This window comes from Planomonospora parontospora (assembly GCA_014647935.1).
Classification (GTDB): domain Bacteria; phylum Actinomycetota; class Actinomycetes; order Streptosporangiales; family Streptosporangiaceae; genus Planomonospora; species Planomonospora parontospora.
In genome coordinates, this window is record BMQD01000021.1 from 35,774 (window position 1) to 62,746 (window position 26,973).

Below are 26,973 nucleotides of genomic sequence, written 5' to 3' on the forward strand. Positions count from 1 at the left end.
TCAGCGCCTCCGCCAATCAACTCACCACGCCGGACTCCCACGCCCACGCGGCGATCTCCACACGGTTTCTCGCCCCGAGCTTGCCCTGGATGCTGCCCAGGTGCGTCTTGACCGTGGACAGCGAGACGAACAGCTCGGCGGCGACCTCCTGGTTGGTCCGGCCCCGGGCCACCAGCCGCACGACGTCCAGCTCCCGCTCCGTCAGCGGCTCGACCAGCGGCCGGGAACGCCCTTCCCGGGGGCGGGCCAGGTGTTCCAGCAGGCGCACGGTCACCGAGGGGGAGACCAGCGCGTCCCCGGCGGCGGCGGCACGGATCGCCTCGATCAGCAGCGTCGGCCCGCTGTCCTTGAGCAGGAACCCGGTCGCGCCCGCCCGCAGCGCCCCGTAGACGTACTCGTCCAGGTCGAAGGTGGTGACGATGACCACCCGCATCGGGTCGGGGACGCCGGGGCCGGCCAGCAGCCGGGTGGCCTCCAGGCCGTCCAGCCGGGGCATCCGGATGTCGAGCAGGCACACGTCGGGCCGAAACCGCCGGGCGTGCTCGACCGCCTCGGCGCCGTCCGCGACGGTCGCCACGACCTCCATGTCGGCCTGGGCGTCCAGGATCATCTGGAAGCCGGTCCGCACCAGCTGCTGGTCGTCGGCGATGAGCACCCGAATCGTCACCCGGCTGATTCTGCCAGCCCCGCGCGGCGGGTCGTTCCCATCCATCCGACTTTCGGCCGATCGGGCACCTCGGAGGATCGCACGCTCGGCCGATCCGCCGGGACCCTCGGACGGGCGAGGGTGCTCCCATGACTTCTGTTGTCCTCGAGGGATACGGCTTGACCAAGCGGTTCGGCCCGGCGACGGCGCTGGCGGGCGTCGGACTGGCGATCGGCCGCGGCGAGGCCGTGGCCATCATGGGTCCGAGCGGGTCGGGCAAGTCGACCCTGCTGCACTGCCTGGCCGGGATCATGAAGCCGGACGAGGGGGAGGTGCGCCTGCTCGGGCAGCGCGTCGACACGATGGGGGAGCGGGAGCGCAGCGCCCTGCGCCGGACGCGGTTCGGATTCGTCTTCCAGTTCGGCCAGCTCCTGCCCGAGCTCCCGGCCGACGAGAACGTCGCGCTGCCGCTGATGCTGGGCGGCGTCTCCCGGCGCGACGCCGTACGGCGGGCGCGGGAGTGGTTCGGCCCGCTCGGCCTGGGCGGCATGGAGGAGCGGAGGCCCGGTGAGCTGTCCGGCGGGCAGGCCCAGCGGGTGGCGATCGCCCGCGCCCTGGTCACCAGGCCCGCGGTGGTGTTCGCCGACGAGCCGACCGGCGCGCTCGACCAGACCACCGGGCACGACACGATGCGCCTGCTGGTGGAGGCGACCCGGGGCGGCGACGCCTCGCTGGTGGTGGTCACCCATGACCCGCAGGTGGCCCGCTGGTGCGACCGCACCGTCGAGGTCCGCGACGGCCGGATCATGACCGGGGTGGGAGCGTGAGGGCAGCGCTGGGACTCGGCTGGCGGCTGCTGCGCGCGGGCGGCCGCAAGGGGCTGCTGGGCGCGGCCCTGACCGCGCTGGCGGTGACGGTCTCCACCGCGCTGCTGCTCTTCGCGGTCTCCGCGAACCTCGCCTTCGAGGGGCGGGGCGACCGGGAGGCGTGGCGCAACCCGGTCCCGGCGCAGGGGCGGGCGGTGGCCGTCCAGTCCGTCCGCGTGGACTACGTGCGCGACGAGCGGATCACGGTCGTGGAGCTGGCCGCGCTGGAGCCGGGAGCGCCGCCGCCCCCGGGGCTGGACCGCTTCCCCGCGCCGGGCGAGGTCTGGCTCTCCCCGGCCCTGGCCGAGCTCGCCCGCAGGCTCCCGGCCGACCAGCTGGCCGGCCGGTTCGCGGGCGGGCGCGGCGGGACGGTCGGGGACGAGGCGCTGGTCCACCCCGGCGAACTGGTCGCCGTGCGGGGCTGGGCGCCGGACTCCCCGGTCCTGGCCGGGAAGGGGACCGACGAGCCGCGGGGCGAGGTCGCGCCCACCCGGATCTCGGATTTCACCGGGGAGCCGACGCCCGACGCGCAGGGCTACCGGATCCTCGCGCTGATCGCGAGCGTGCTGATGGCCGTGCCGCTGCTGGTGTTCGGGGGCGCGGCGGCCCGGCTCACCGTGGCCCGGCGCGACCAGCGCCTGGCGGCGCTCCGCCTGGTCGGCGCCACCCCGGGCCAGGTGGTCGCGATGACCGCCGCCGAGGCGGTGATCACCGCGTTCGCCGGGGCGGTCGCGGGGACGCTCCTGTACGTCCTGCTGATCCCGCCGCTCACCGGGATCGAGATCGCCGGCGGCTCGTGGTTCGCCGCCGACCTGTGGCCGGGCGTGCCGTACACGCTCGCCGTGCTGGCGGCCGTGCCGCTGCTGGTGGGCCTGTCGGCGGTGGTCGGCCTGCGCCGGGTCGTGGTCGGACCGCTGGGCGTGGCCAAGCGGGAGACCCCGCCGGGGATGCGCTTCGTCCGGGTCGCGGTGCTGCTGGCCGTCCTGGCCGTGGTGCCCACGCTCAGCGTCGGCAGCGGCGGCGGGATGATCGCGGTGGTGCTGGGCCTGGCCTTCCTCTCGATCAACCTGGCCGGCCCGTGGGTGGTCGGCCTGATCGGCAGGATCACCGCGGGTACGGCGCGCGGGCCCGCCCGGCTGCTGGCCGGCCGGCGGCTGGTGGACGACCCCAGGGCGGCCTGGCGGACCGTGAGCGGGGTGGCGTTGACCGGGTTCGTGGCGGGGTTCGTGGTCCTGCTGAACCCGTCGGCCGACCTGCTGGGTGAGGCGGACGCCTCGCGGCTGCGCCTCTCCGTCCCCGCGGCCCGGGCGGACGCGGTCGCCGCCGGGGCCCGCGAGCGGCTGACCGCGGCGGGAGTGCGCGCCGGGACCGAGATCACCGGCGAGGGCGGGGAGAAGGTGCTCGTCGTCGCGCTCGGCGGCGGCCGGGCGGCGGCACCGGGAAAATCGGGGAAGGGGGAGAAGGCGGACACCCCGGTGGACGCCCTGGTGGACGCCCCGGTGGACGCCCGGGTGGACGCGGCGCTGGTCGACCGGGCCCGCACCGCGCTCGACGGCCTGGTCCCCGGCCGGCGTGCGACCTCCACCGCCGACGACGACCGGTTCGGCCACGTGCTGATCGGCGACATCGGCACCGGGACGATCGTGGTGCTCACGGTCTCGTTCCTGGTCGCGGTGGTCAGCGCCGGGATCACCGCCGTCTCCTCCGTCCTCGACCGGCGGCAGACCTACGCGCTGCTCCGCCTGGCGGGCACTCCGCTGCAGGTCCTGGACCGGGCCCGGCGCGCCGAGACGCTCATCCCGCTGGCCGTCATGGGCGGCGGCTCGATCGCGGTCGGCCTGTTCTGCGCGCTCCCGTTCGCGATCACCGGGCTGGACGCCGGCGGGCTGGCCACCCTGCTCGCCTGCGTGCTCCTGGGTTTCGCCGGGGTGGTCGGCGCCGGGGCCGCGAGCGCCCCGGTGCTCCGCTCGGTCACCGAGAACCCCGCGCCGCGCCCGGACTGATCCGCCCTGCGTCCGGGCTGATCCGCCCCGTGCCCGGCGCCGGTGCCCGCCGGTCCGGGGGAGCGGCGGGCATCGGCGCCGCTCAGCCCAGGACCAGGTCGCGGACCGTGCGCAGAGAGGGCTCGTCGCCGAGTCCCATGACCAGGAGGCTGGTCACCGGGCTCTTGCGCCACGCCTCCAGCCGTTCGCGGATGCGCCCGGCCGGGCCGACCAGGGAGATGCCGTCGGCCAGCTCGTCCGGGACGGCCGCGAACGCCTCGTCCCGCCGCCCGGACAGGTAGAGCTCCTGGACCTCGGCGGCGGCGTCGGCGTAGCCCATCCGGCCGATGATGTCGGCGTGGAAGTTGCGGTCGCGGGCGCCCATGCCGCCGATGTACAGGGTGAGCATCGTCTTGACCCCGTCGAGGGCGGCCCGGACGTCGTCGGTGACCAGCGTCAGGACCATGGCCGCGATGTCGAAGTCCGGTCCGGCGGAGGCCAGCGACGGCCCGTACATCTGCTCGATCTTCTCGGGGAAGGCGAACAGGGGGAGCCAGCCGTCGGCGATCTCCGCGGCCAGGGCGACGTTCCTGGGACCCTCCGCACCGAGGTAGAGGGGGATCTCCGGACGCAGGGGGCGGGTGATGAGCTTCAGCGGCTTGCCCAGGCCGGTGACCCCCGGGCGGCCCTGCGCGGGCAGCGGGAGCGGGTAGTGCTCGCCGTCCGCGGTCACCGGCCCCTCGCGGCGCCAGATCCGGCGCATGATCTCGGCGTACTCGCGGGTGCGGGCGAGCGGGCGGGCGAACGGCACGCCGTACCAGCCCTCGACGACCTGGGGGCCGGACGCGCCGATGCCGAGCAGCAGGCGGCCGCCGGTGAGGTGGTCCAGCGTCATCGCGGTCATCGCGGTGGCCGCGGGGGTCCTGGCGGAGATCTGGGCGACCGAGGTGCCCAGCTTGATCCGCGAGGTGCGCGCGCCGTACCAGGCCAGCGGGGTGAAGGCGTCGCTGCCGTAGGCCTCGGCGGTCCACACGGAGTCGTAGCCCAGCCGCTCGGCGGCCTGGACGAGCGCGGTGGCGTCGGCGGGGCCGCGCTGCCAGTAGCCGAGGTTCAGGCCGAGCTTCAGGTCGGTGCTCATGGTCGGGCCTCTCGTCCGGGTGCGCCATCGTATTGGAACACGTTCTATTTCACTTTGCGAAAGGCCCGGTGTCGAGATCGGGGCTTTGGGGAAACGTGACACTGTGCTGAACGCTGCCCGTAAGGCTTTATGCCTGTTTCCTCTGCTCATCCTGGTCTCGGCCACGGTTCCGGCTGCGGCCGAGGCGCCTCGGCGCCCCAATATCGTGCTGATCCTGGTCGATGATCTGGGGATGGGAGATCTGGAGAAATTTCCGAACATCTGGAACGAGTTCGTCCGGTCGGGCGCCGGTTTCAGCAGGTTCTTCGTGCCCAACTCCTGGTGCTGCCCGTCCCGCGCGTCCATCCTCCGCTCCCAGTACGTGCACAGTCATGGCGTGCTGACCAACACCGCCCCCAAAGGGGGGTTCGGGAAGTTCTACCGGGATGATCTGGAACGTTCCACGATAGGGACCTGGATGAAGAACGCCGGCTACCGGACCGGCCTGATGGGCAAGTACCTCAACCACTATCCGGGCCCCGCCCCCGCCACCCACGTGTCCCGGGGCTGGGACGAGTGGCACGTGCCGGTGCGCAGGCTGTACGACGAGTACGGCTACACGCTGAACGAGAACGGCAGAGTCAGGGCCTACGGCTCCGCGCCCGAGGACTACCTGACCGACGTGCTCAGCGCGAAGGCGGACGCGTTCGTCTCACGGGGGGGCGACCCCTTCTTCCTCTACCTCGCGCCGGTCGCCCCGCACCTGCCGGCCAACCACGCGCTCCGGCACCGCGACGCCTTCACCGGCTACACGGCTCCGCGCCCGCCCTCCTTCGACCAGGAGGACGTCGCCGCCGAGCCGCTGTGGCTGCGCTCGCGCAAGCGGCTGACCCCGGAGCGGATCGAGCGGACCGACGAGATCTACCGCGACCGGCTGCGGGCCATGCTCGGCGTGGACGACATGGTCGGATCCCTGGTCCGGAGCCTGCGCGCGGCCGGGAAGCTGGACGACACCTACCTGTTCTTCGGCTCCGACAACGGGTTCCACCTGGGGCAGCACCGGCTCGGGCAGGGCAAGACGACCCCGTTCGACGAGAGCATCAGGGTGCCGATGTTCGTCCGGGGGCCGGGGATCCAGCCCGGCCGGACCGTCACGGAGGTGGCCTCCACCGTGGACCTCGCCCCGACCTTCGCCGGACTCGCCGGCGCCCGGCTGCCCGGCTTCGTCGAGGGCCGTTCCCTGCTCCCCCTGCTGCACGGCCGGACCCCGACCGGCTGGCGCCGGAACGTGCTGGTCGAGTTCCACCGGCCGGGGAAGGCGAAGCCCGCGGCTCCGGCCCGGATCCCGGCCTACCAGGCGATGCGTACCGCCCGGCACACCTTCGTCCGCTACGCGACCGGAGAGCACCAGCTCTACGATCTCGCCTCCGACCCCTACCAGCTGCGCAACCTGGCCGGGAGGGTGCCCCGCTCGGTGATCGCCCGGTTCGAGCGCCAGCTCGACGCCCTGGTCGCCTGCTCCGGCGCGTCCTGCCGCGTCGCCGACGCGGCCTCCCCGCCGGAGTTCTCCGTCCCGCCTCTGGAGATCACGGGCTCCGTCCTCCCCCGCTCCGCGTTGTGACCGGTCCCGTGCGGCGGGCGGCGATCCCGGCGGTACGGCTCGCCCCAGCGGTACGGCCCGCCCCGGGTGGGCGGCCCGTTCCGGCCGGGATCAGCCCGCCGAGTCCGGAGCGTCCGCCGGGCCCGGAGTGCCTGCCGAGTCCGGAGCGTCCGCCGGGCCCGTCGGGTCCGCCGGATCCCGCAGGTCCGGGTAGGCGCGGGTGAGGTGGTCGGCGATCGCGGCGGCCGCCTCCTCGGCGTCGCCGGACGCGATCGCCTCGTAGATCCGCCGGTGGTCGTCCATGAGCGGGTCGGTGACGCCGAGCCGCTCGACGGCCTCGACGGCGTGGCGCTGCACCGTGGCGCGCAGGGCGTGCATCGTGGCCGCGAGCAGGCGGTTGCCGGAGAGCTCGGCGATCGTGAGGTGGAACTCGGCATCGTGCAGGACGAACTCGTCGGCGCTCCCGGCCCGGTCCATCCGCGCCAGCGCCGCCCGCAGCCGGTCCAGGTGACCGGGGGTGACGTTCCCGGCCGCGTGCCGTACCGCCCACTGCTCGATCATCATCCGGGTCTCGGCGACCTCGCGCATGGAGAGGCTGGACAGGCCCACGTGCAGCCGGAGCAGGTCGGCGAGGGCCGCGGCGGGGCGGGCGGTGAGCACCGCGCCCGCGTCGGGGCCCCGGCCGGCCTGCGAGGCGACCACGCCCAGCGTCTCCAGCACCCGCAGCGCCTCGCGCACCGACGAGCGGCCGACCCGGAGCTGCTCGGCGAGCTGCCGCTCACCCGGCAGCCGGTCGCCGACCACGAGGCCGTCCTCCGCGATGCGCCGCTCGATCTGGGCGATCACGTCCTCGAACGCCCGGGTGCGCCGGACCGGCTCCCATCCCATGCCGTCTCCCTCGCCGTGGTGGGGTGGTCCTTGTCGGGACCTATGGTCTGACCATACTGTGGTCAGACCATAAGCCGGAAGGAGCGCCGTGCGCGTCGCCCTGTTCATCACCTGCGTCAACGACACCCTCTTCCCCGGCACGGGCCGGGCGGTCGTGACGCTGCTGCGCCGCCTGGGGTGCGAGGTCGACTTCCCCCGGGCCCAGACCTGCTGCGGCCAGATGCACGTCAACACCGGATACCCGCGGGAGGGGACCCGGCTGGCGCGGCACTTCGCGGACGTCTTCGCCGGATACGACGCGGTGGTCACGCCCTCCGGATCGTGCGCCGCCATGGTCCGCGAGCAGTACCCCCGGCTCGCCCGCACCGCCGCGGCGGCCGGACGCCCCGCCTCCTCCGGGACCGCCCGGGACGCCGGGGGGAGGGCCGCCGGACGGACGGCGCCGCCCTCCTTCGCCGAGGAGGTGGCCGCGCTCGTGCCGAAGGTCCACGACCTCTCGGAGTTCCTGGTCGACGTCCTCGGGGTCACCGACGTCGGCGCCTGCTTCCCGCACCGGGTGACCTACCACCCGACCTGCCACTCCCTGCGCGGGCTCCGGCTGGGAGACCGCCCCACCCGCCTGCTGGAGCAGGTCAGGGGCCTGGAGCTGGTCCCACTCCCCGGTGCGGAGGAGTGCTGCGGGTTCGGCGGCACCTTCGCCGTCAAGAACCCGGCGGTCTCCGCGGCCATGTGCGCGGACAAGGCGCACAACGTCATGGCGACCGGGGCCGAGGTGCTCTGCGCGGCGGACAACTCCTGCCTGATGCACATCGGCGGCGCCCTGGGCCGCCAGCGCGCCGGGATCCGGGTCATGCACCTGGCGGAGATCCTCGCCGCCACCGAGAGCGGTGAGACCGCCGCGGCCCCCGCCGGACCCGCCGCCCGGACCCGCACCGCGCCCGCCACCCGGCCTCTCTCCGCACCCGCCGCCCGGACCCTCGCCGCGCCCGGCGGGGCGACCCCTGCGGGACCGGCCGCGGGCACCCCCCCGGAGCCGGGCCCGGCGGCGCACGGGCGGACGGGGGAGGAGCGGTGAGCGCCACCTTCCTCGGCATGCCCGCCTTCCCCCGCAACGCCGCACGGGCCGTGGGGGACTCGCAGCTGCGCTTCAACCTCCGCAAGGCCACCCGCACCATCCGCGGCAGACGGGCCGCGATGGTCGGCGAAGTGCCGGGCTGGGAGGAACTGCGGGCCGCGGGCAGGCAGATCAAGGACCACACCCTGCGCCATCTGGACCGCTACCTGCTCCAGCTGGAGGAGGCGGTCGCCCGGGCCGGTGGGCGGGTGCACTGGGCCGCCGACGCCGACGAGGCCAACCGGATCGTCGCCGGCCTCGTCGAGGCCACCGGCGAGACCAGCGTGGTCAAGGTCAAGTCGATGGCCACCCAGGAGATCGGCCTCAACGAGGCGCTCGCCGCCCGGGGGATCACCGCCTACGAGACCGACCTCGCCGAGCTGATCGTGCAGCTCGGCGACGACCTGCCCTCGCACATCCTCGTCCCCGCCATCCACCGCAACCGCGCGGAGATCCGTGAGATCTTCCGGGAGAAGATGGCCGAGTGGGGGCGGCCGGCGCCCGAGGACCTCACCGACGAGCCCCGCGCCCTGGCGGAGGCCGCCCGGCTCCACCTGCGCGAGCGCTTCCTGTCGACGAAGGTCGCGGTCTCCGGCGCCAACTTCATGATCGCGGAGACCGGCACCCTGGTGGTGCTGGAGTCCGAGGGCAACGGCCGCATGTGCCTGACCCTGCCCGAGACGCTGATCAGCGTGGTCGGCATAGAGAAGCTGCTGCCGACCTGGCAGGACCTGGAGGTCTTCCTCCAGCTGCTCCCGCGCTCCTCCACCGGCGAGCGGATGAACCCCTACACCTCCACCTGGACCGGTGCGTCCGAGGGGCAGGAGTTCCACCTCGTCCTGCTCGACAACGGCCGCACCAGGGTCCTCGCCGACGAGGTCGGGCGCCAGGCGCTGCGCTGCATCCGCTGTTCGGCCTGCCTGAACGTCTGCCCCGTTTACGAGCGCGTGGGCGGCCACGCCTACGGCTCCGTCTACCCCGGGCCGATCGGCGCCATCCTCACCCCGCAGCTGCGCGGCACGGACTCCGGGGCCTCCGCACCGCCCGGCGGCATGCCGGCTTCTGCGGCCCCGGCGCCCGGAGGTCGCATGCCGGCTTCTGCGACCGCTGTGTCCCGCGGTCGCATGCCGGCTTCTGCGACCGCTGTGTCCCGCGGTCGCATGCCGGCTTCTGCGACCGCTGTGTCCCGCGGTCGCATGCCGGCTTCTGCGACCGCTGAGCTGGACGCCTCGCTGCCGTACGCGTCGTCCCTGTGCGGAGCCTGCTACGAGGTGTGCCCGGTCGCCATCGACATCCCCGAAGTGCTCGTCCACCTGCGGGCCAAGGCGCCCCACCCGCGCGCCGAGCGCCTGGCCATGCGCGCCGCCGGGTGGGTGCTCGACCGCCCCGTACGGCTGGCCCGCGCCCAGCGCCTGTCCGGCCGCCTGCGCCGGTTCGTCCCCAGACGCCTGCCCGGCCCGGCGGCGGCCTGGACCGACACCCGCGACATCCCCGACATCCCCGCCGAGTCCTTCCGCGACTGGTGGGACCGTACCGACGGAGGCACCCGATGAGACCCTGCACCGGGAGGCACTCGATGAGCTCCCCCACCGGCGGAGGCTCCCGATGAGCTCCCGCGACCTCATCCTGTCGCGCGTCCGCGCGGCCGTCGCCGGGGCGCCCGACGTCCCGCACACCGGACCCCGCGCCGCCCCGGCCGCGGCGGGGGAGCGGACGGTGGAACTGTTCGCCGGACGGGTCGCCGACTACCGGGCCGTCGTCCACGTGGTGGAACCCGCGGAGGCCGCCGGGGCGATCACGGCGGCGCTCGCCCGCCGGGCGGCCGAGCGCGTCGTCGTGCCCGGCGGCCTGCCGGAGGAGTGGGCGCACGCCGTGCGGGCGCACCTGGGAGACGGGGCCGTGGGAGACGACCCGCCGCTGTCGGCCGCCGAGCTGGACGCCGCCTGCGGGGTGGTCACGGGCTGCGCCGTGGGGATCGCGGAGACCGGCACGATCGTGCTCGACACCGGTCCGAGACAGGGCCGCAGGGCGCTGACCCTGGTGCCCGACTACCACCTGTGCCTCGTGCGGGCCGGGCAGATCGTGCCGGGGGTGCCCGAGGCGGTGGCCGCCCTCGACCCGGCCAGGCCGCTGACCTGGATCAGCGGCCCCTCGGCGACCAGCGACATCGAGCTCGACCGGGTCGAGGGCGTGCACGGCCCGCGCACGCTGGAGGTCGTCGTCGTCCGCTGACGGCCGGCCGCCGGTACCGGGGTCGCGCGGCCACCGGGCGCCGACGGCCACCCCGGGGAGCGCAGCCCGGGCGGCCGGACCCGGAGTGGAGGGAAGGGCGTGGGGTCAGAACCGGAGTACGGCGCCGACACCGTCGGGGGCGTCGAGCTCGGGGACGAACCACAGGGCGGCGTCCGTCGCGCAGACCGCCCGGGCCAGTGCGGCGTCCGCGCGGTCCTGCCAGGGCTCGGCCACGCCCCACTCCTGCATCTCGTCGCGCTCCACCGCCAGCTGCGTCCCGTCGGGGCCGACCCACAGCAGGCCGTCCGCGTCGGGCCGGTCGACGAGCAGCAGGGTGTCCACCCGGCCCTCGCGCAGCGCGCACGCCGTGGCGGCCAGTCCGGAGACGGCCAGTTCCTTGGCGGATCCCTCCCGATGGCGCTCCAGCAGTTCCTCCCGCCTGCGGTCCAGCCAGGAGTCGATCGCCGACTCCACGTCCTGGTTGAACGGGAGCGGATCACTGCCCGTGGCCCTGCTCCCGTGGTCCACCGTGACCAGGACGGCGGAGGCCTCCTTGCCGAGGCTGTCCTGGAGCAGCGGCCGGGACTGCGGGTCGCCCGCCACGATCACCAGCTCGGCCCCGACGCGGCGGACCTCCTCGTCCACCGCCTCGGCGACCGCCCTGGCGTTGCGCGCCCAGGTCTCCTCCACGTTGTTCTCGTAGTGCCGCTGCGACCATCCGCCCTGCGCGGTCTTCTGATGCGGCCAGTCCTGCACCTGCACCGCCGTACGGCGGGGCGCCCCCGAACCGACGGTGATCACGTCCGCGCCCAGGTGGTCGATGACCACCCGCACGTGCGGCACGTTCTCACCCCGCTGGGCGAGCAGCGGCATGACGTGGGGCAGCGCCGACCAGCGGGCGGTCGCCCTGCGGGGCGGCTCCGCCAGGGCCTCGGTGTGCAGGATCTCGCCCCCCGCGGCGAAGGCCGCGCGGCCCGGCGCCGCCGCGTTCACGTCGGTGAACAGCTTCTCCAGGGCCGACAGGGTCGCCTTGTCCGCGCCGGCCAGCTGCTCGCTCAGCGCCTCCCAGCGCAGCTGGACCTGGTCGCCGCCCTGTTCCATGGCGCGGTCGGTGTCGAGGTACGCCGAGGCGAACGGCCCCTCGCGGTCGTACACGGATCGGAGCATGTCCAGTTTCATCAGCACTCCTCAGCGCGGATACCCCGTCCTCGGAGTCCTCGGAGTCCTCGGAGTCCTCGGACGGGAGAGACGGATGCGCCCGCCTTCAGCGGGGGGAGGAGCGGTGAGAGCGGGAGCCCTGGCGGGCGAAGGCGGGCCTCCCCCCTCGCGAACGGAGCGCCGAGGGGGGAGGCCCGCAGGTCAGCCCTGGTCCTTGTCCTCGGTGCCGTACCCGAGCGCCTGCGCCACGTCCGCCATGTTGGTGAAGGTCGCGTTCGGCAGCGACCGGACGGCGGAGACCACCGAGTCCGGGGCTCCCTGCTCCTGGGCGCGGGCCAGCAGGGTGTCGCGGTCGGCGGGGAACACGCCGGTGCCGCTGATCCACTTGGCGAGGTTGCCGCGGCGCTCCACGTCCGCGGGGGTCATGCCGCGCGGGGCACCCGGCTCGCGGTCGGAGGGCCGGGATGCGGACCGGGACAGGCCGCCTTCGCCCGGAGCCGGCATGGGCTCGGGCTCCTTCCACTCCTCGGCGTGCGTGGTGCCTCCACTGCGGGTCATCCCCTGGGTCTCGTGCTTCTGCTGCTCGTCCAGTCGCGAACCGTGCTTGGCGCTTCCGCGTTCCATATGGAGCCACCCCTTTCAGCTGCGGATAATCCACACCCATACCCGGCGGCTCCGGGGCAAACATCCGGGCCGCTTCCGGAGCGGCCGTCTTTGACCTGCGCATTCCGCGAGGAGAGGAGAACGTGACCGCCATCCGAGAACCGCTCTGGCCTGATCGCCGCGCGATCGGCACTCTGGAGGGCGAGGACGGTGAGCATCGATGATCACAGTTGTCGGGGTCGACGGGCGGGCGCTGTCCCCGCTCGCGCGGGCCAGGCTGGAGGAGGCGACCGTGCTGGCCGGCTCCGACCGCCTCCTGGAGCGCGTCCGCCCGCTGCCGGGCGGGGCCCGGGTGGTCGGCGGGCCGCTCGGCCGGGCGGTGGAGGCCCACCGGGAGCACGGCGGGCGGCTGGTCGTGCTCGCCGCCGGAGACCCCGGGTTCTTCGGCGCGGTCGCGGAACTGCGTGGACACGGCGTCGTCCCGGAGGTGCTCCCCGCCCCCTCCCTCGTCTCGCGGGCCTTCGCCGGGGCCGGGCTGGCCTGGGAGGACGCCCTGGTCGTGACCGGTGAGCGGCTCGACCGGGTGGCGAACGCCTGCCGCGCCCACCACAAGGTCGCCGTGCTCGCCGCGCCGGGAGTCGGTCCCGCCGAGATCGCCAGGGAGCTGGCCCCCACCACCCCCCGGGCCCTGATCGTCTGCGAGGACCTCGGCGGCCCGGACGAGCGGATCACCCACAGCCGGATGGGCGAGGCCACCACGCGGCCGTGGAAGAACCCCGAGGTGGTGCTCGTCCTGGACCCGCTGCACCGGGGCCCGGACGAGCCCGCGTGGGCGGCCGGCGCCCGGCCGGGTCCCCCGGGGTGGGCGCGGGACTTCGCGGGCGCGGGGCTCGATCCCGTGGTCCGGGCGTTCGCGCTGGCCCGGCTCGGCCCTCGGCTGGGGGATCTGGTCTGGGACGTCGGCGCGGGCGGCGGGGAGATCGCCGTGGAGTGCGCCCTGCTCGGTGCGGCCGTGGTGGCGGTGGAGCCCGAGGAGGAGGCCTGCGCCCGGCTGCGCCGCAACGTCATCGCCCACGGGGTGAAGGTCGCGCTGACCCGGGGCCGGGCGCCCGCGGCCCTGGAGCCCCTGGCCGCCCCGGACGCCGTCTTCGTCGGCGGAGGCGGAGTCGAGGCGGTCGCGGCGTGCGCGGCCCGGGGACCGCGGTCCCTGGTCTGCGCGCTCAGGACGGCGGAGCAGGCCGACGCGGTGCTGGAGGTCCTCCGCGAGCACGGTTACCGGGTGGAGAGCGTGCGGATCGAGGCGTCCCGGACGGCCGGTGGAAACCGGGGGGAGGCCGAGGAGGGACACGGGGAGGAGACCGGTGGGGACGGTGCGGGCCACCGCGCTCCCGCCTCCGGACCGATCTTCGTCGTGTGCGCCGCCGGCCGAGGCCTGGAGAAGATCATCGCTCCATGACCTGTCCGGGATGAACCACCATCGGATATCCTCGCCAGTCGCCGTTGCGTAATCCCAGGTCAAGGTCATTGGAGTCCTCCTCACATGAAGCCGCCGCTGCTGCTCATCGGGCAGGGCTCACTCGATGACGGCGGATCCGCCGAGTTCGGCAGGTTCGTCCACCGGCTCCGATGCCGCCTCGACAGGACCGCCGCCGACGTCTCCGGCGGTTACATCGCCAAGGCCAGGCCGCGTCTCAGCGACTCGATCGCCTCGCTGGTCGCACGCGGGCACCACCGCATGGTGGCGCTCCCGCTGAGCCTGGCGGGAGACCTGCGGACCGGCACCGAGATCGCCGCCGCGATGGCCCGGGAGCAGGAGCTCCACCCGACGCTCGCCTGCGACTACGGCCGTCCCCTGGGCTGCGACCCGCGCCTGCTGTCGCTGCTCGCCGAGCGGCTGGCCGACGCCGCCGCCGAGGTGCCCCGGCTCCGGCTCGTCGCGGCGGGGGGCGGACTCCTCGACGAGGAACCCGAGGAGATCGGGCTCGGCGAGACCGCCGTGGTCCTGGTCGGCGACGGTTCCGGCGACCCGATGGTCAACGCCGACGTGCACGGGGTCTCGCGCCTGTTCTGGGAGACCCTCGCCCACGAGTACATGACGGTGGAGACCGCCTTCGCCTCACTGGCCCGGCCGGGCGTCCCCGGCGGGATCGAGCGCTGCCGCCGTCTCGGGGCCCGGCGGGTGATCGTGCTGCCCTACCTGCTGTTCGCCGGAGGCCTGCTGGAGAAGGTCTGGGGTCAGGCCATGGCCTACGCCGCGGGCCACCCCGATCTGGACGTGCGCTGCGCGGAGGTGATCGGCGACTGCGAGGGCCTGGCCGACGTGGTCGTCGAGCGCTACGAGGAGGCGCTCGAAAGAGCCTCCCACTGACCGCCGGGAGGACTCCGGAGGGCGTCGCGGGAGCTTCGCTAGGACTCCGGAGGGCGTCGCGGGCCGGGCGCTTCGGGAGGACTCCGGGAACCCCTGCGAGGACACCGCACGAGAGCCGCATGAGGGCTTTGCGGGACTTCGCGGGGACTTCGCGGGGGCTTTTCCGGGACACTGATGGCATGACCATCCTTGAGCAGACCCTCGCAGCGATCCGGCCCGCCGACCCGGAGGCCGTCGCCGAGGCGCGCGCCCACCAGGACCGGCTGACCAAACCCCGGGGTGCGCTGGGCGCGCTGGAGGAGGTGGCGGTACGGCTCGCCGGCTCCGCCGCCGCCAGCCCGCCGCCGATCCCCGCCCCCGCCGCGCTGGCCATCTTCGCCGCCGACCACGGTGTCCACGCCCAGGGCGTGAGCCCCTGGCCGCAGGAGGTCACCCAGCAGATGGTGGGCAACTTCCTGGCGGGCGGCGCCGTGGCCAACGCCTTCGCCGCCCAGGTCGGCGCCACCGTGACCGTCGTGGACGTCGGCGTCGCCGCCGACCTGCCCCCGGCGCCGAACCTGATCGTCGACAAGGTCGCGTACGGCACGGCCGACCTGTCCGAGGGGCCGGCGATGACTCCGGCGCAGGCCGTGTCCGCACTGGAGGCCGGCATCGCGGTCGCCCGCCGCCTGGTGGACCAGGGGGCCCGCTGCCTGGTCACCGGGGACATGGGCATCGCCAACACCACCGCCTCCGCCGCTCTGATCTGCGCGTTCACCGGCCGGGACGCCGCCGAGGCGACCGGCAGGGGGACCGGGGCCGACGACGAGACCCTCACCAGGAAGGTGGAGGTCGTCCGCCGGGCGCTGCTGGCCAACGGCCTGGCCGGCCCGGCGGGCGGACGGTCGCGGGACGCCGGGGACGGGCGGGTTCCGGACGGTGACGTGACGGCCGGGCCCGCGGGACCCGGAGGGCCGCCCGCCGGAGACGTGCTCACCGGATCCGCGCTGAGGACGCTCGCGGCCGTCGGCGGTCTGGAGCACGCGGCGATCGCCGGGTTCATCCTGGGAGCCGCGTCGCTGCGGGTGCCGGTCATCCTGGACGGGGTGATCGCGGGTTCGGCCGCCCTGGCCGCCGCGGCGCTCGCCCCCGAAGCGGTGGACCACTGCGTTGCGGGGCACCGTTCGGCCGAGCCCGGTCACGCCCTCGCGCTCGCCCATCTCGGCCTGCGTCCCCTGGTCGAGCTGGAGCTCCGGCTCGGCGAGGGGACCGGCGGGCTGCTGGCCCATCCCCTCGTGTGCGCGGCGGTCCGGGTCATGCACGAGGTGGCCACCTTCGACTCGGCGGGGGTCACCGAGAAGGGCGCCTGACCTGCGGGAGCCGCCGGCCGGACGCCGGTCGGCGGCGATCACAGCGCTTCTTCACCGTTGTTAACAAGGTGGAAGCAAACGACGAGCCGGGAGCCGGTAGGTTTACCTCCTAACGCACGCGCTTCACCATTCGTCGTGAACGGGAGATCTGTCGTCATGTCGTCGCCCTATCTGCTCGGCCTGCGTCTCTCCGGGCGGCGGGTGCTCGTCGTGGGGGGAGGCCGCGTCGCCCAGCGGCGGGTGCCCGCCCTGCTCGACGCCGGTGCCCTGGTCACCGTCGTCTCCACGAGCGTCACGCACGCCCTCGACGACCTCATCGCGACCGGCCGCGTGACCTGGGAGGCCAGGCCGTACCAGGTGGGAGACCTGGACGGGGCCTGGCTGGTGCACGCCTGCACCGACGACAGGGCGGTGAACGCGGCGGTGGCCGCCGAGGCCGAGGCCAAGCGGATCTGGTGCGTGCGCGCCGACGACAAGGACGCGTCGGCGGCGTGGACCCCGGCCAGCGGCCGGGTGGACGAGATCGGTGTGGCGATCACCGCGGGCGGCGACCCCCGGCGGGCGGCGGGGATCCGGGACGCCGTGGTCGCAGCGCTCCGCGACGGCACCGTCGACGCCCGGCGCAACCGGACCAAGCCGGTCGGCGTCGCGCTGGTCGGAGGAGGTCCGGGCGACCCCGGTCTGATCACGGTCCGCGGGCGGCAACTGCTCGCCCAGGCCGACGTCGTCGTGGCCGACCGGCTGGCCCCGCAGGCCCTGCTCGACGAGCTCTCGCCGGACGTCGAGCTGATCGACGCGGCGAAGATCCCCTACGGTCGCTACCTGGCTCAGGAGAAGATCAACGAGCTGTTGGTCGAGCACGCCCGGAAGGGCAGGTTCGTCGTCCGGCTCAAGGGCGGCGACCCGTTCGTCTTCGGCCGGGGCGGCGAGGAGATGCTCGCCTGCGCCCGGGCGGGGATCCCGGTCGTCGTGGTCCCGGGGATCACGAGCCCGGTCGCGGTGCCCGCCGCGGCGGGCGTGCCCGTCACGCACCGCGGGGTGAGCCAGGAGTTCCACGTCATCTCGGTGCACGTCCCGCCGGGCGACGAGAGATCCACGGTCGACTGGCCGAACCTGGCCCGATCGGCGGGAACGCTGGTGCTCATGATGGCCGTCGAGCGGATCGCGGTGATCGCCGAAACCCTGATCCGTGAGGGACGTTCGCCGGAAACTCCCGTAATGGTGGTACAGGACGGTACTCTTCCCACCCAGCGTGCTCTTCACGCCACGCTGTCCAGCGTGGCGGAGCGTGTGACCGCGGCTGGGATTCGGCCACCGGCGATCGTGATCGTCGGCGACGTCGTGAAAGTCGGCCAGGAGGTCGAGATGGTTCGAGCGGAGCGGGTTCCGTGAAATCGGCTGCCGACAAGCCCGTGCACCCGGCGGCCGAGGACGGCCCCCGGCTCGGCGTCGCCCGCGAGGAGGAGCCGGAGGGCGCCTTCCCGGGCCGCGCGGAGAGCCCGGGGGAACAGACGCTGACCTTTCAGGCGATCCGTGCCGACGAGGAGGGCGTGCCCGCAGGTGCCGCGGAGGCGGAGGACGCCGGAGACCCGCCCGCCGATCCCGGCGCGGACGGCGGGCAGACCGCCGGGAACGGACCGGATTCCGCGCCGGACGACGGCGACGTGGATCAGGCCGGCCCCGACGACGCGGATGACTCCGCCGACCCGGACGGCCCCGGCGCCCTGGACGGCTCCGGTGACTCCGGCGGCCTGGAGGATCCCGCGGACCCGGACGGTCCCGGGGGAGCGGACGGTCCGGACGAGGACGACGCCGTGGTGGTGGTCGCGGACCTCGACGGGTCCGGGGAGGAGAACGGTGCGACCCCCGAGGGGCGGGTTCGGGACGAGCCGCTGCCCGACGAGGTCTCCGAGGCGCTGACCGGCGCGCTCGCCGCGCTGCGCGACAGCGTCACCGATCTCGCCTTCGGCCTGGACCTGCCCGGGGTGGAGGAGGCGAGGAAGGCCAGGGCCGAGATCCTTGCGCAGCTCGACGACTACGTGATCCCCCGGATCCACATGAGCACCGCGCCGGCGCTCATCGTCGTCGCGGGCTCCACCGGCGCCGGCAAGTCCACCCTGCTCAACACCCTGGCCAACGCCGACGTCAGCCCCACCGGCGTCCGTCGGCCGACCACCGGGACCCCCGTCCTCGCCTGCCACCCCGACGACCACGAGTGGTTCGCCGAGGGCGGCCTGCTCGGCAGCCTGGAACGGAGGGGGGCGTCCGAACCCGGGACGGGAACGGACGGGCTCGTGCTCGTCACCACCGAGCGGCTGCCTCCGGGCGTGGCACTGCTCGACACCCCCGACATCGACTCCGTGGTGGAGGCGCACCACGAGATCGCCCACCGCATGCTCGACGCGGCCGATCTGTGGATCTTCGTCACCACCGCGGCCCGCTACGCCGACGCCCCGGCCTGGCGGCTGCTCCGGCTGGCCAAGGAGCGCGGCGCCCGGCTGGCGATCGTGCTCTCCCGGGTCCCGGCCAGGTCGCGCGAGGTGGTCACCAAGCACTTCGTGCGCATGCTCACCGAGTACGGCCTCGGCCAGGTGGACCGCTTCGTCATCAACGAGAGCAAGGCCGCCGACGGGATGCTGCCCGACCACGAGGTCACCGAGCTCAGGCTCTGGCTGACCGAGCTGTCGGTGGACGACCGGCGGCGGGCGCAGGCCGTACAGGCGACGCTGGCCGGAGTGCTCGACAGCTTCCGGGCCCGGGTCCCCGCCCTGGCCAGGCAGCTGGAGGTCCAGCTGGCCCTGCGCGCCGAGCTCCGGGGCGACGTGGACGCCGCGTACGGCGGGGCGATGGCCGAGATCGACGAGGCGACGAGGAACGGCTCCCTGCTCCGCGGGGAGGTGCTGGCCCGGTGGCAGGACTTCATCGGATCGGGCGACCTCATGCGGACCCTGCACCTGCGCAAGCCCGGCCGGTTCGCCGGGAAGGCGAGCCACCAGGGCCCCGAGCGGCTCAGCGCGCTGAAGACCGCGCTCCGGACCGGCCTGGAGGCGGTCGTGGTCTCGGCCGCCCAGCGCGCCGCCGAGGAGACCGTGGCGCGCTGGCTGAACCGGCCCGGCGCGGGGGAGACCCTGGCCGCGGTGCCGGGCCTCGGGGAGCCCTCCGACGACCTGCCGCGCCGGGCAGGCCGGGCCGTGGCCGCCTGGCAGGACCACCTCGTCGGGCTGATCCGCACGGAGGGCGTGACCAAGCGGTCGGTGGCCAGGCTGGTCTCGTTCGACGCCGACTCCCTCGCGGTGATCCTCGCGATCGGGATGTTCGGCTACGGCACCGCCGAAGTCGAGGTCGCCGGCAAGAGCGCCCTGCCGCAGCGGCTGCTGCACGCACTGCTCGGCGCGGAGTCCCTGCGCAACATCAGTGCCAAGGCCCGCAGCGATCTCCGCACCCGGATCGGCACGCTGTTCGACGACGAGGTCTGGCGCTACGTCCAGGCCCTCGACGGTGCGGGCGTCCCCGACGAATCCGCAGCCACCCGTCTCTACCAGGCAATGTACAACCTTGAGGTCGCCCGATGAGGAGTGAGTCCCGCGCCGCGCGCGCCGGAACCGCCGTGTGCGCATCCGTCATGACGGCCGGTGAGGCCCGCCGGGAGCGCAGGGCCCGGACGTCCGCCCGGCCGGCGGTTCCCGTGCCGGCCGCGGGCCGTACCGCGAACGAGGGGCGGTGGCGGCGATGACCGGCACCATCGGCACCGTCCAGACGCGGCAGGGACTCGGCGGCCGGCTCGCCGCGATCGCCCGGATCGTGGAGCTGGGACCGGGCAGAGTCGACCCCAAGGTCCTCACGGAGGCGGGTCAGCTGCTGCTGCGCGCCGGTGACCGGCTCAAGCTCTCCCCCGACCACACGGTGGTCGCCCTCGCCGGAGGCACCGGCAGCGGCAAGTCGTCGCTGTTCAACGCCGTATCCGGGCTGGAGCTGTCGCCCACCGGGGTGCGGCGGCCCACCACGGCGCGCACCCACGCGTGCGTCTGGGGCCTGGAGGGCGCCGGGCCGCTGCTCGACTGGCTGCAGATCCAGTGGCGGCACCGCTTCGCCAGGGCCAGCGCCCTCGACAAGGGCGAGAGCGGGCTGCACGGCCTGGTCCTGCTCGACCTGCCCGACCACGACTCCATCCGGGCGCTCACCGACACCGAGGCCGACCGGCTGATCCAGGTGGCCGACCTGGTCGTCTGGGTGCTGGACCCGCAGAAGTACGCCGACGCGTCCACCCACCGGCGCTACGTGACCGAACTGGCCGGGCACGACGCGGTGACGGTCTTCGTGCTGAACCAGGTCGACCGGCTGAGTCCCGAGGACCTGGCCGAGTGCGTGGCCGACCTGGAGGACCTGCTCCGCCGCGAAGGGCTCGAGAACCCCGTCATCGTGACGACCTCCGCGACCACGGGCAGGGGCGTCGACAACCTCAGGGCCGTCCTCTCCGACGCCGTGGTCCGGCGCCGGGCCGCGATCCAGCGGCTGGAGGCGGACCTCGACCGGCTGGTCGGGCGCCTGGCGAAGGCGATGCCCGCCGAAGGCGTCCCTTCCTCGCCCGCCTCCGTCGACGACGCCCGCCGGATCGGGCTGACCGACGCGCTCTGCGACGCGGTCGGCGTGCCGGCCGTCGGCGAGGCGATGGAGAACGTGTACGGCGTGCGGTCGGCCGAATGGGTCGGCTGGCCGTACGCCCGCTGGATCACGAAGCTCCGGCCCGACCCGCTCGACAGCCTGCGCCTGGGCGACCTGCGGGACGAGATCCGGGGCCTGAGCGGCGGCGCGGTGAGCGCGCAGCCCGCGGAGGTGGACAACGCGGTCCAGGCCCTCTCGGACGGCCTCACCACGGGCATGCACGAAGCCTGGAGGAACGCGGTCCGGGACGCCGCGCGCTCCCGTTCGGCGCAGTTGCCGAAGGCGCTGTCGGAGGAGCTGACGGAGATCGCCCCCCGCCTGGACCGGGTGCCCGCCTGGTGGCGGGCCCTGCTCGCCTGGCAGTACACGCTGGTACTGCTCTTCGTCGCGGGTGTCGCCTGGGTCGGCACGGCCCTGGCCTACGGGGTGTTCGCGGTGGGGGAGATCCCGGAGGGCCTGGCGTTCTTCGGTGACGCCGCCGCGCTGCCGTGGGTCGTCCTGATGCTGCTCTCCGTTCTCGGTCTGGGTCTCCTCACCGCCGTGGCCAGCCGGAACTTCGTGGTATTGGGCGCGGCGGGCGAGCGCGAGAGGCTGGAGCGCGAGATGCGCCGCAGGGTCGCGGCGCTGGCCGAGAGCATGGTGATCGAGCCGGTGGAGCGCGAACTGGCCCGGTACAACGAGTTCTACGCGGCCCTGCGCGCCGTACGAGGCTGATCTCCGCCGGTCGTCCACAGGTCTGCCCGCGCCGCGTCCGCCCGTCCACAGCGCGCTCGGCGGAGGCCCGCGACCCAGGCCGCGCGGGCCATCGTGTCTTCCATGCCGCGGGCAGTCCGCCCGCTCTCATGGGAGGCACGATGAACGACATCCACGTCACGCTCACCGGCAACGTCGCGGCCCCGCCGCGCCAGCACACCTTCCCGGACGGATCGCGGGTCACCTCGCTCAAGGTGGCCTCGACGAACCGCTACTTCGACCGGGAGAACCAGCAGTGGCGCAACGGCGAGACGACCTATTTCGGGGTCCGGTGCTTCCGGGGGCTGGCGGACAACGTCGCCCAGTCGGTCCACGTGGGCCAGCCGATCGTCGTCCACGGACGGCTGCGCATCCGGGAGTTCGTCCATGAGGGGGAGCGCCGGTTCATGGCGGAGGTGGAGGCCGGTTCCCTCGGGCACGACCTCCGCTGGGGCCTGGGAAGTTTCAGCAAGCCGCAGCGGGGCGGGACGGCCCCGTCGCTGGGTGCGGAGGAGCGCAGCGAGCTCGACCGGGGGACCCACGACTGGGCGCTGGGCGGGGCGACGGCGGAAGAGCCCGCGCAGACGCCGTCGCAGCGGGAGCCGCGGGAGCACACGGACGGGGCGGCGGCGCACGGCGGGGAGACGCCGGCCGGGATCGTCGCCGAGCGGGCCGCCGGCTCCGCCGGAGAGGCGGTGGCCGGGGACGTCGAGGGCGTCGGCTCCACCGGGTCCGCCGACGCGGACGGGGCGGGCGGCCCGGAGCCGGACGGGGCCGCGGGCGAGGGGAAGGACAAGGGTGACGGGGCGGCCGCCCCGGAGACGAGGAGCGGCAGGCTGTGGCGTGCCGGAGCCCGCATGGCGGCCTGAGGCCGTTCCGCCGGGGTGCGGAGGTCTTCCGGTGCCCGGGCGCACGCCTGCGGCGGGAGCGCGGGGGCCGGGAGGAGCAGGGAGAGGGGGCATCGGCCGGACGCGGTCGGTGCCTCGCCCTGCGGGCACGGATCACCTGGGGGAAAACGGCCGATGGTCGGGTTCGTCTCAGACGCCGAGGCACCTGTCAGGTCCAGGTCACGCCCCGCAGCATGGCTGCTCCTTTCCCACACGTTCCGGTCGCGTAGAGAGCGATGTCCATCGCAAGCCACCCGATATGTCGGCTCACTCCGCCCAAGGTAGCGGTTCCCATCGCATGGCGCACACCCCGCAACTATTGTGTTACACATCGTTAGCCAAAGAGGGGGACTGCATGGTGGCGCCCAGTCATACCTCGGCCAAGCCACGTGACGGCGTGGCGACCCTGGCCGGTCGGTGGCCCCTGCTGGGACAGCGCCGCCCGCTGGTCGTCTACCTCTGCGGGGTCGTGGCCCTGGCTCTGGCCGCGATCGCATTCTCCGCCACGACCAGCGCGCTCCGCTGGCCCGACACGCTGACCTTCACCGCCTTGATGGCGTGCGGAGCGGTCTGCATCGAGGCGACCCGCAGGCTCGGGATGCCCGCCGGGGTCGCCCGCGACCTGCTGTCCGCCTGGTGGCTGCCCGTCGCCCTGCTCCTGCCGCCGGTCTACGCCCTCGTCGCTCCGATCCCGCTCCAGATCCTGCTGCAGAAACGGGTGCGCGAGACGGTCGTCTACCGGAGGGTGTTCAGCTCGGCGGCGATCGGGTTGTCCGGCTGCGCGGCCTCGGTGCTGTTCCACGCGGCCGTCGGGGACCCGTCCGCGCTGAGCACCGGCCGGGGGTGGCCGATCCTCGTCGCGATCGGCTGCGCGGTCCTGTTCACGGTGCTCAACACCGCACTGATCGCCGTGGCCGCGCACACCGCCAATCCCGACAGCCGCTGGCGCGAGGTGCTGTGGGACCGGGAGAGCCTGACACTGGACATGGTCGAGCTCTGTCTCGGCGTCATCGTGGCGATCACCTGCGGGATCAACCTGACGCTGCTGGTGCTGGCGCTGCCGCCGGTGGTGCTGCTGCAGCGGAGCCTGCTCCACGCCCAGCTCCAGGCCGCGGCCCGCACCGACGCGAAGACCGGTCTGCTCAACGCCGCCGCCTGGCAGCGCGAGGCGGACACCGAGATCGTCAGGGCCAGGCGGACCGGTGACCCCCTCGCCGTGCTGATCATCGACATCGACCACTTCAAGCGGGTCAACGACAGTTACGGCCACCTGATCGGGGACCAGGTCCTGGTGGGGGTGGCCACGACGCTCCGTAGCCAGCTCCGCGAATACGACGTGGTGGGCCGGTTCGGCGGGGAGGAGTTCGTCGTGCTGCTGCCCGGAGCCGACACGACCGAGGCGCGGCGGGTGGCCGAGCGGCTGCGGTCGCGCATCGGGCGGATGGCGGTCCCGGTCGACGGGAGCATGATCAGCGTGACGATCTCGGCCGGTGTCGCGGTCATGAGCGTGCACGGCAACGACCTGATCGAGCTGCTCGCGGTGGCCGATCTGGCCCTCTACCACGCCAAGGAGCTCGGCCGTGACCGGATCTACCTGCCGGCCACCTCGTCCGTGCCGCCCGCGCAGCCGTCCGGCCAGCAGGACGCCCCTAGCTGACCTCCGCAGGGCCTAAGCTAGAAGGCATGCCGGAGTACATCTACACACTGCAGCGCGTGCGCAAGGCGCACGGTGACAAGGTCGTCCTCGATGACGTGACGCTGTCGTTCCTGCCGGGCGCGAAGATCGGCGTGCTGGGCCCCAACGGCACCGGAAAGTCGACGCTGCTGAAGATGATGGCGGGCCTGGAGCAGCCGTCCAACGGCGACGCCCGGCTCATGCCCGGCTTCACCGTCGGCATGCTGCAGCAGGAGCCCCCCCTCAACGAGTCCAAGACCGTGCTCGGCAACGTCCAGGAGGGCGTCGCCGAGACCAAGGCCATGCTCGACCGGTTCAACGAGATCGCCGAGCTGATGGCCACCGACTACAGCGACGCGCTGCTGGAGGAGATGGGCAAGCTCCAGGACGCCCTGGACCACCGCAACGGGTGGGACCTCGACAGCCAGCTGGAGCAGGCGATGGACGCGCTCCGCTGCCCGCCCCCGGACGCCGAGGTCACCCAGCTGTCGGGTGGTGAGCGCCGCCGGGTCGCGCTCTGCAAGCTGCTGCTGGAGCAGCCCGACCTGCTCCTGCTCGACGAGCCCACCAACCACCTCGACGCCGAGAGCGTGCAGTGGCTGGAGTCCCACCTGGAGAAGTACCCCGGCACCGTCCTGGCCGTCACCCACGACCGCTACTTCCTGGACAACGTGGCGACCTGGATCCTGGAGCTCGACCGCGGCCGGTGCCACCCCTACGAGGGCAACTACTCCACCTACCTGGAGGCCAAGTCCGCCCGGCTCAAGCTCGAGGGCCAGAAGGACGCCAAGCGCAAGAAGCGCCTGGAGGACGAGCTGGAGTGGGTGCGCTCCAACCCCAAGGCCCGCCAGACCAAGAGCAAGGCCCGTCTCCAGCGCTACGAGGAGATGGCCGCCGAGGCGGACAAGCACCGCAAGCTCGACTTCGAGGAGATCCAGATCCCGCCGGGCCCGCGCCTGGGCACCACGGTCATCCGCGCCGAGAAGCTGACCAAGGGCTTCGAGGACCGGGTCCTGATGGACGGCCTCACCTTCGACCTGCCCCGCAACGGCATCGTCGGCGTGATCGGCCCGAACGGCGTCGGCAAGACCACGCTCTTCCGCATGATCACCGGTGGCGAGACGCCGGACGGCGGTGAGATCGTCGTCGGCGACACCGTCAAGATCTCCTACGCCGACCAGAGCCGCGGCGGCATCGACCCGAAGAAGAACGTCTGGGAGGTCGTCTCCGACGGGCTCGACCACATCAAGGTCGGCCAGGTCGAGATGCCGTCCCGCGCCTACATCGCCGCGTTCGGCTTCAAGGGCCCGGACCAGCAGAAGAAGGCCGCGGTCCTGTCCGGCGGCGAGCGCAACCGCCTCAACCTGGCGTTGACCCTCAAGCAGGGCGGCAACGTGCTCCTGCTCGACGAGCCCACCAACGACCTGGACACCGAGACGCTCTCCAGCCTGGAGAACGCGCTGCTCGACTTCCCCGGCTGCGCGGTCATCACCTCGCACGACCGGTGGTTCCTCGACCGCATCGCGACCCACATCCTCGCCTGGGAAGAGGGCTCGAACTGGTTCTGGTTCGAGGGCAACTTCGCCGACTACGAGAAGAACAAGATCGAGCGGCTGGGTGCCGACGCGGCCCGCCCGCACCGGGTGACCTACCGCAAGCTCACCCGCGACTGACCCGCCCGCCGCGGTCCCCGCAACCCCGCCGCCGGGCGGAGGCGGCGGGGACCGCTACGGTTCTGGGTGTGCTCGAACAAACCACGAACGACGCCGGCCGCGCGCACCGGCACGTCTTCCCCCGGGCCGTCAGGTTCGCCGACATCGACGCGCTGGGTCACGTCAACAACGTGCGGTTCTTCGACTACCTGGAGGACGCCCGCCTCGGGCTGTTCCACGTCGATCCCCACCGGGAGGGCATCGCTCCGTTCCAGGGGCTCGTCGTGGCCAGGCACGAGATCGACTACCGGCGGCCCCTCACCTTCCGGCCCGACCCGGTCAGGGTGGAGACCTGGGTGACCGAGATCCGCCCGGTGCGCTTCACCCTCGACTACGAGATCCGCGACGACGACGAGGTCTTCGTCCGGGCCCGCTCGATCCTCGTGGCCTACGACGTGGCCAAGGGCGCCCCCCGGCGGCTGAACCAGGACGAGATCGCCTACCTGAGCAGGTTCACCGCGGAAGGCCCGCAGGACGCCGGACCCAGATGATCGAATGACATCTCCGGCATGTCATGAAAGGTCATGATGGAAGGCATGAAGGAGAACACTCTCGCCTCCGAGTGGGGCGTCGAACGCGTCGACCTGACCGCCTACCTCCGGAGGATCGGCCACCAGGGCCCGCTCGACCCCACCGCGGAGACCCTGCGCGCGTTGCACCGCGCCCACGTGACGGTGATCCCGTTCGAGAACCTCGACGTGATCCTGGGCCGCGGTGTCCGGCTGGACATCGACAGCCTCCAGGGCAAACTGGTGGATTCCCGGCGGGGCGGTTACTGCTACGAGCAGAACCTGCTCTTCGCTGCGGTGCTGGAACGGCTCGGCTACCCGGTGACCCGGCTGCTGGCCAGGGTCAGGATGGGCGAGGACCGGCGGCGCCCGCGCTCGCACGCCATGCTCCTGGTCGAGGTCGAGGGCACGACCCATCTGGCCGACGTGGGATTCGGCGGAGACGGACTGCTGGAGCCCGTGCCGCTCGCCGACGGGGCGCTCTCCTCGGTGGACGGCTGGGACTGGCGGCTCGGCAGGGACGGCGACGAGTGGGTGCTGCACGGCCTGCGCCCCGAAGGCTGGATCGCGCTGTACTCCTTCCGCGCCGAGACGCACTACCCGGCGGACTTCGAGGTCGCCAACCACTACACCTCCACCGTCCCCACCTCGCCGTTCGTCAGGCACCCGATCATCCAGCAGACGGCCGCGGGCGTCCGCCGCCGGCTGCAGGGCCTCGAACTCGACGGGGAGCGGCTGGAGCCGGGGAAGCTGCACGCCGTACTGGAGGAGGTCTTCGGCATCGGCCTGGAGGCCGATGAGGCGGAGATCCTGGCCGCCCGAGCCCTGGCCGCTCAGGAGACGGCGTAGTCCGGCCGGGGACGGGGTGCCCCG

General features: G+C 73.7%; 22 protein-coding genes. 17 read left to right on the forward strand and 5 right to left on the reverse strand.

Features of this window, described 5'->3' with window-relative positions; translation table 11 throughout:
• Positions 1-16: 16 nt before the first annotated feature.
• A complete protein-coding gene (locus IEZ07_RS27190) occupies positions 17-667 on the reverse strand; it encodes a response regulator (protein ID WP_204054631.1) in 651 nt (216 codons plus the stop codon).
• Between the two features lie 128 nt (positions 668-795).
• Between IEZ07_RS27190 and IEZ07_RS27195 the strand changes: the two genes are divergently transcribed.
• Both IEZ07_RS27195 and IEZ07_RS27200 read left to right on the forward strand, forming a co-directional pair.
• The gene (locus IEZ07_RS27195; protein ID WP_068903591.1) at positions 796-1,473 is read left to right on the forward strand and encodes an ABC transporter ATP-binding protein; all 678 of its coding nucleotides are present in this window, start codon (positions 796-798) and stop codon (positions 1,471-1,473) included.
• Positions 1,470-3,515, forward strand: a complete 2,046-nt coding sequence (locus IEZ07_RS27200) for an FtsX-like permease family protein (RefSeq protein ID WP_239320743.1) — start codon at positions 1,470-1,472, stop codon at positions 3,513-3,515. The genes IEZ07_RS27195 and IEZ07_RS27200 overlap by 4 nt, the downstream gene beginning before the upstream one ends.
• 82 nt (positions 3,516-3,597) lie before the next feature.
• Here the strand turns inward: IEZ07_RS27200 and IEZ07_RS27205 are convergent, their stop codons facing one another.
• A complete protein-coding gene (locus IEZ07_RS27205; RefSeq protein ID WP_191897369.1) occupies positions 3,598-4,632 on the reverse strand; it encodes an LLM class F420-dependent oxidoreductase in 1,035 nt (344 codons plus the stop codon).
• Between the two features lie 103 nt (positions 4,633-4,735).
• Between IEZ07_RS27205 and IEZ07_RS27210 the strand changes: the two genes are divergently transcribed.
• Positions 4,736-6,232: a sulfatase family protein gene (locus IEZ07_RS27210; RefSeq protein ID WP_204054630.1), complete on the forward strand. Its 1,497-nt coding sequence runs from the start codon at positions 4,736-4,738 to the stop codon at positions 6,230-6,232.
• Positions 6,233-6,322: 90 nt separating this feature from the next.
• Here IEZ07_RS27210 and IEZ07_RS27215 read toward each other — a convergent pair whose 3' ends face one another.
• Positions 6,323-7,099 carry a FadR/GntR family transcriptional regulator gene (locus IEZ07_RS27215; RefSeq protein ID WP_191897370.1) on the reverse strand — a complete coding sequence of 259 codons (777 nt, stop codon included), beginning with the start codon at positions 7,097-7,099 and terminating at the stop codon, positions 6,323-6,325.
• Between the two features lie 88 nt (positions 7,100-7,187).
• On the opposite strand from IEZ07_RS27215, the gene IEZ07_RS27220 reads away from it, so the two are divergent.
• The 3 genes from IEZ07_RS27220 to IEZ07_RS27235 are packed head-to-tail and all read left to right on the forward strand — an operon-like array spanning position 7,188 to position 10,445.
• Positions 7,188-8,174, forward strand: a complete 987-nt coding sequence (locus IEZ07_RS27220; protein ID WP_191897371.1) for a (Fe-S)-binding protein — start codon at positions 7,188-7,190, stop codon at positions 8,172-8,174.
• Positions 8,171-9,766: a lactate utilization protein B gene (locus IEZ07_RS27225; RefSeq protein ID WP_301549354.1), complete on the forward strand. Its 1,596-nt coding sequence runs from the start codon at positions 8,171-8,173 to the stop codon at positions 9,764-9,766. The genes IEZ07_RS27220 and IEZ07_RS27225 overlap by 4 nt, the downstream gene beginning before the upstream one ends.
• A 52-nt stretch (positions 9,767-9,818) precedes the next feature.
• A complete protein-coding gene (locus IEZ07_RS27235) occupies positions 9,819-10,445 on the forward strand; it encodes a LutC/YkgG family protein (RefSeq protein ID WP_191897372.1) in 627 nt (208 codons plus the stop codon).
• 105 nt (positions 10,446-10,550) lie between these two features.
• Here the strand turns inward: IEZ07_RS27235 and IEZ07_RS27240 are convergent, their stop codons facing one another.
• Together IEZ07_RS27240 and IEZ07_RS27245 are read right to left on the reverse strand one after the other, a co-directional pair.
• The gene (locus tag IEZ07_RS27240; protein ID WP_191897373.1) at positions 10,551-11,624 is read right to left on the reverse strand and encodes a baeRF2 domain-containing protein; all 1,074 of its coding nucleotides are present in this window, start codon (positions 11,622-11,624) and stop codon (positions 10,551-10,553) included.
• A 180-nt stretch (positions 11,625-11,804) separates the two neighbouring features.
• Positions 11,805-12,227, reverse strand: coding sequence for a DUF2795 domain-containing protein (locus IEZ07_RS27245; RefSeq protein ID WP_068903602.1), 423 nt, complete (start codon positions 12,225-12,227; stop codon positions 11,805-11,807).
• Positions 12,228-12,426: 199 nt separating this feature from the next.
• Here IEZ07_RS27245 and cbiE point away from each other — a divergent pair, with 199 nt between their 5' ends.
• From cbiE to IEZ07_RS27300, 11 genes are all read left to right on the forward strand, one after another.
• Positions 12,427-13,662, forward strand: a complete 1,236-nt coding sequence (cbiE, locus tag IEZ07_RS27250; protein WP_191897374.1) for a precorrin-6y C5,15-methyltransferase (decarboxylating) subunit CbiE — start codon at positions 12,427-12,429, stop codon at positions 13,660-13,662.
• Between the two features lie 84 nt (positions 13,663-13,746).
• Positions 13,747-14,574, forward strand: a complete 828-nt coding sequence (locus IEZ07_RS27255; RefSeq protein WP_191897375.1) for a sirohydrochlorin chelatase — start codon at positions 13,747-13,749, stop codon at positions 14,572-14,574.
• A gap of 179 nt (positions 14,575-14,753) precedes the next feature.
• A complete protein-coding gene (locus tag IEZ07_RS27260; RefSeq protein ID WP_191897376.1) occupies positions 14,754-15,923 on the forward strand; it encodes a nicotinate-nucleotide--dimethylbenzimidazole phosphoribosyltransferase in 1,170 nt (389 codons plus the stop codon).
• 156 nt (positions 15,924-16,079) lie between these two features.
• Positions 16,080-17,315: a uroporphyrinogen-III C-methyltransferase gene (gene cobA / locus IEZ07_RS27265; protein WP_068903610.1), complete on the forward strand. Its 1,236-nt coding sequence runs from the start codon at positions 16,080-16,082 to the stop codon at positions 17,313-17,315.
• On the forward strand, positions 17,312-19,495 hold the full coding sequence (locus IEZ07_RS27270) for a GTPase (protein WP_239320734.1): 2,184 nt from the start codon (positions 17,312-17,314) through the stop codon (positions 19,493-19,495). Before cobA ends, IEZ07_RS27270 begins: the two co-directional genes overlap by 4 nt.
• A 157-nt stretch (positions 19,496-19,652) precedes the next feature.
• Positions 19,653-21,299: a YfjP family GTPase gene (locus IEZ07_RS27275; protein ID WP_191897377.1), complete on the forward strand. Its 1,647-nt coding sequence runs from the start codon at positions 19,653-19,655 to the stop codon at positions 21,297-21,299.
• Positions 21,300-21,439: 140 nt separating this feature from the next.
• Positions 21,440-22,186, forward strand: a complete 747-nt coding sequence (locus tag IEZ07_RS27280) for a single-stranded DNA-binding protein (protein ID WP_191897378.1) — start codon at positions 21,440-21,442, stop codon at positions 22,184-22,186.
• A 373-nt stretch (positions 22,187-22,559) separates the two neighbouring features.
• Positions 22,560-23,861 carry a GGDEF domain-containing protein gene (locus IEZ07_RS27285; RefSeq protein WP_191897379.1) on the forward strand — a complete coding sequence of 434 codons (1,302 nt, stop codon included), beginning with the start codon at positions 22,560-22,562 and terminating at the stop codon, positions 23,859-23,861.
• Positions 23,862-23,887: 26 nt separating this feature from the next.
• Positions 23,888-25,552 (forward strand): energy-dependent translational throttle protein EttA, encoded by a 1,665-nt coding sequence (ettA, locus tag IEZ07_RS27290; protein WP_191897380.1) that lies wholly within the window; start codon positions 23,888-23,890, stop codon positions 25,550-25,552.
• 68 nt (positions 25,553-25,620) lie between these two features.
• Positions 25,621-26,082: an acyl-CoA thioesterase gene (locus tag IEZ07_RS27295; protein ID WP_191897381.1), complete on the forward strand. Its 462-nt coding sequence runs from the start codon at positions 25,621-25,623 to the stop codon at positions 26,080-26,082.
• Positions 26,083-26,127: 45 nt separating this feature from the next.
• Positions 26,128-26,949: an arylamine N-acetyltransferase family protein gene (locus tag IEZ07_RS27300; RefSeq protein ID WP_204054627.1), complete on the forward strand. Its 822-nt coding sequence runs from the start codon at positions 26,128-26,130 to the stop codon at positions 26,947-26,949.
• Positions 26,950-26,973: the final 24 nt, after the last annotated feature.

Excerpts from the sequence above, each read along its gene's own strand:
- IEZ07_RS27260 (WP_191897376.1), top strand. The coding sequence starts at position 14,754 with ATGACCATCCTTGAGCAGACCCTCGCAGCGATCCGGCCCGCCGACCCG.
- IEZ07_RS27240 (WP_191897373.1), bottom strand. The coding sequence starts at position 11,624 with ATGAAACTGGACATGCTCCGATCCGTGTACGACCGCGAGGGGCCGTTC.
- IEZ07_RS27275 (WP_191897377.1), top strand. The coding sequence starts at position 19,653 with ATGACCGGCACCATCGGCACCGTCCAGACGCGGCAGGGACTCGGCGGC.
- IEZ07_RS27280 (WP_191897378.1), top strand. The coding sequence starts at position 21,440 with ATGAACGACATCCACGTCACGCTCACCGGCAACGTCGCGGCCCCGCCG.
- IEZ07_RS27285 (WP_191897379.1), top strand. The coding sequence starts at position 22,560 with ATGGTGGCGCCCAGTCATACCTCGGCCAAGCCACGTGACGGCGTGGCG.
- cobA (WP_068903610.1), top strand. The coding sequence starts at position 16,080 with ATGTCGTCGCCCTATCTGCTCGGCCTGCGTCTCTCCGGGCGGCGGGTG.
- IEZ07_RS27205 (WP_191897369.1), bottom strand. The coding sequence starts at position 4,632 with ATGAGCACCGACCTGAAGCTCGGCCTGAACCTCGGCTACTGGCAGCGC.
- IEZ07_RS27300 (WP_204054627.1), top strand. The coding sequence starts at position 26,128 with ATGAAGGAGAACACTCTCGCCTCCGAGTGGGGCGTCGAACGCGTCGAC.
- IEZ07_RS27255 (WP_191897375.1), top strand. The coding sequence starts at position 13,747 with ATGAAGCCGCCGCTGCTGCTCATCGGGCAGGGCTCACTCGATGACGGC.
- ettA (WP_191897380.1), top strand. The coding sequence starts at position 23,888 with ATGCCGGAGTACATCTACACACTGCAGCGCGTGCGCAAGGCGCACGGT.
- IEZ07_RS27235 (WP_191897372.1), top strand. The coding sequence starts at position 9,819 with ATGAGCTCCCGCGACCTCATCCTGTCGCGCGTCCGCGCGGCCGTCGCC.
- IEZ07_RS27215 (WP_191897370.1), bottom strand. The coding sequence starts at position 7,099 with ATGGGATGGGAGCCGGTCCGGCGCACCCGGGCGTTCGAGGACGTGATC.
- IEZ07_RS27245 (WP_068903602.1), bottom strand. The coding sequence starts at position 12,227 with ATGGAACGCGGAAGCGCCAAGCACGGTTCGCGACTGGACGAGCAGCAG.
- cbiE (WP_191897374.1), top strand. The coding sequence starts at position 12,427 with ATGATCACAGTTGTCGGGGTCGACGGGCGGGCGCTGTCCCCGCTCGCG.
- IEZ07_RS27195 (WP_068903591.1), top strand. The coding sequence starts at position 796 with ATGACTTCTGTTGTCCTCGAGGGATACGGCTTGACCAAGCGGTTCGGC.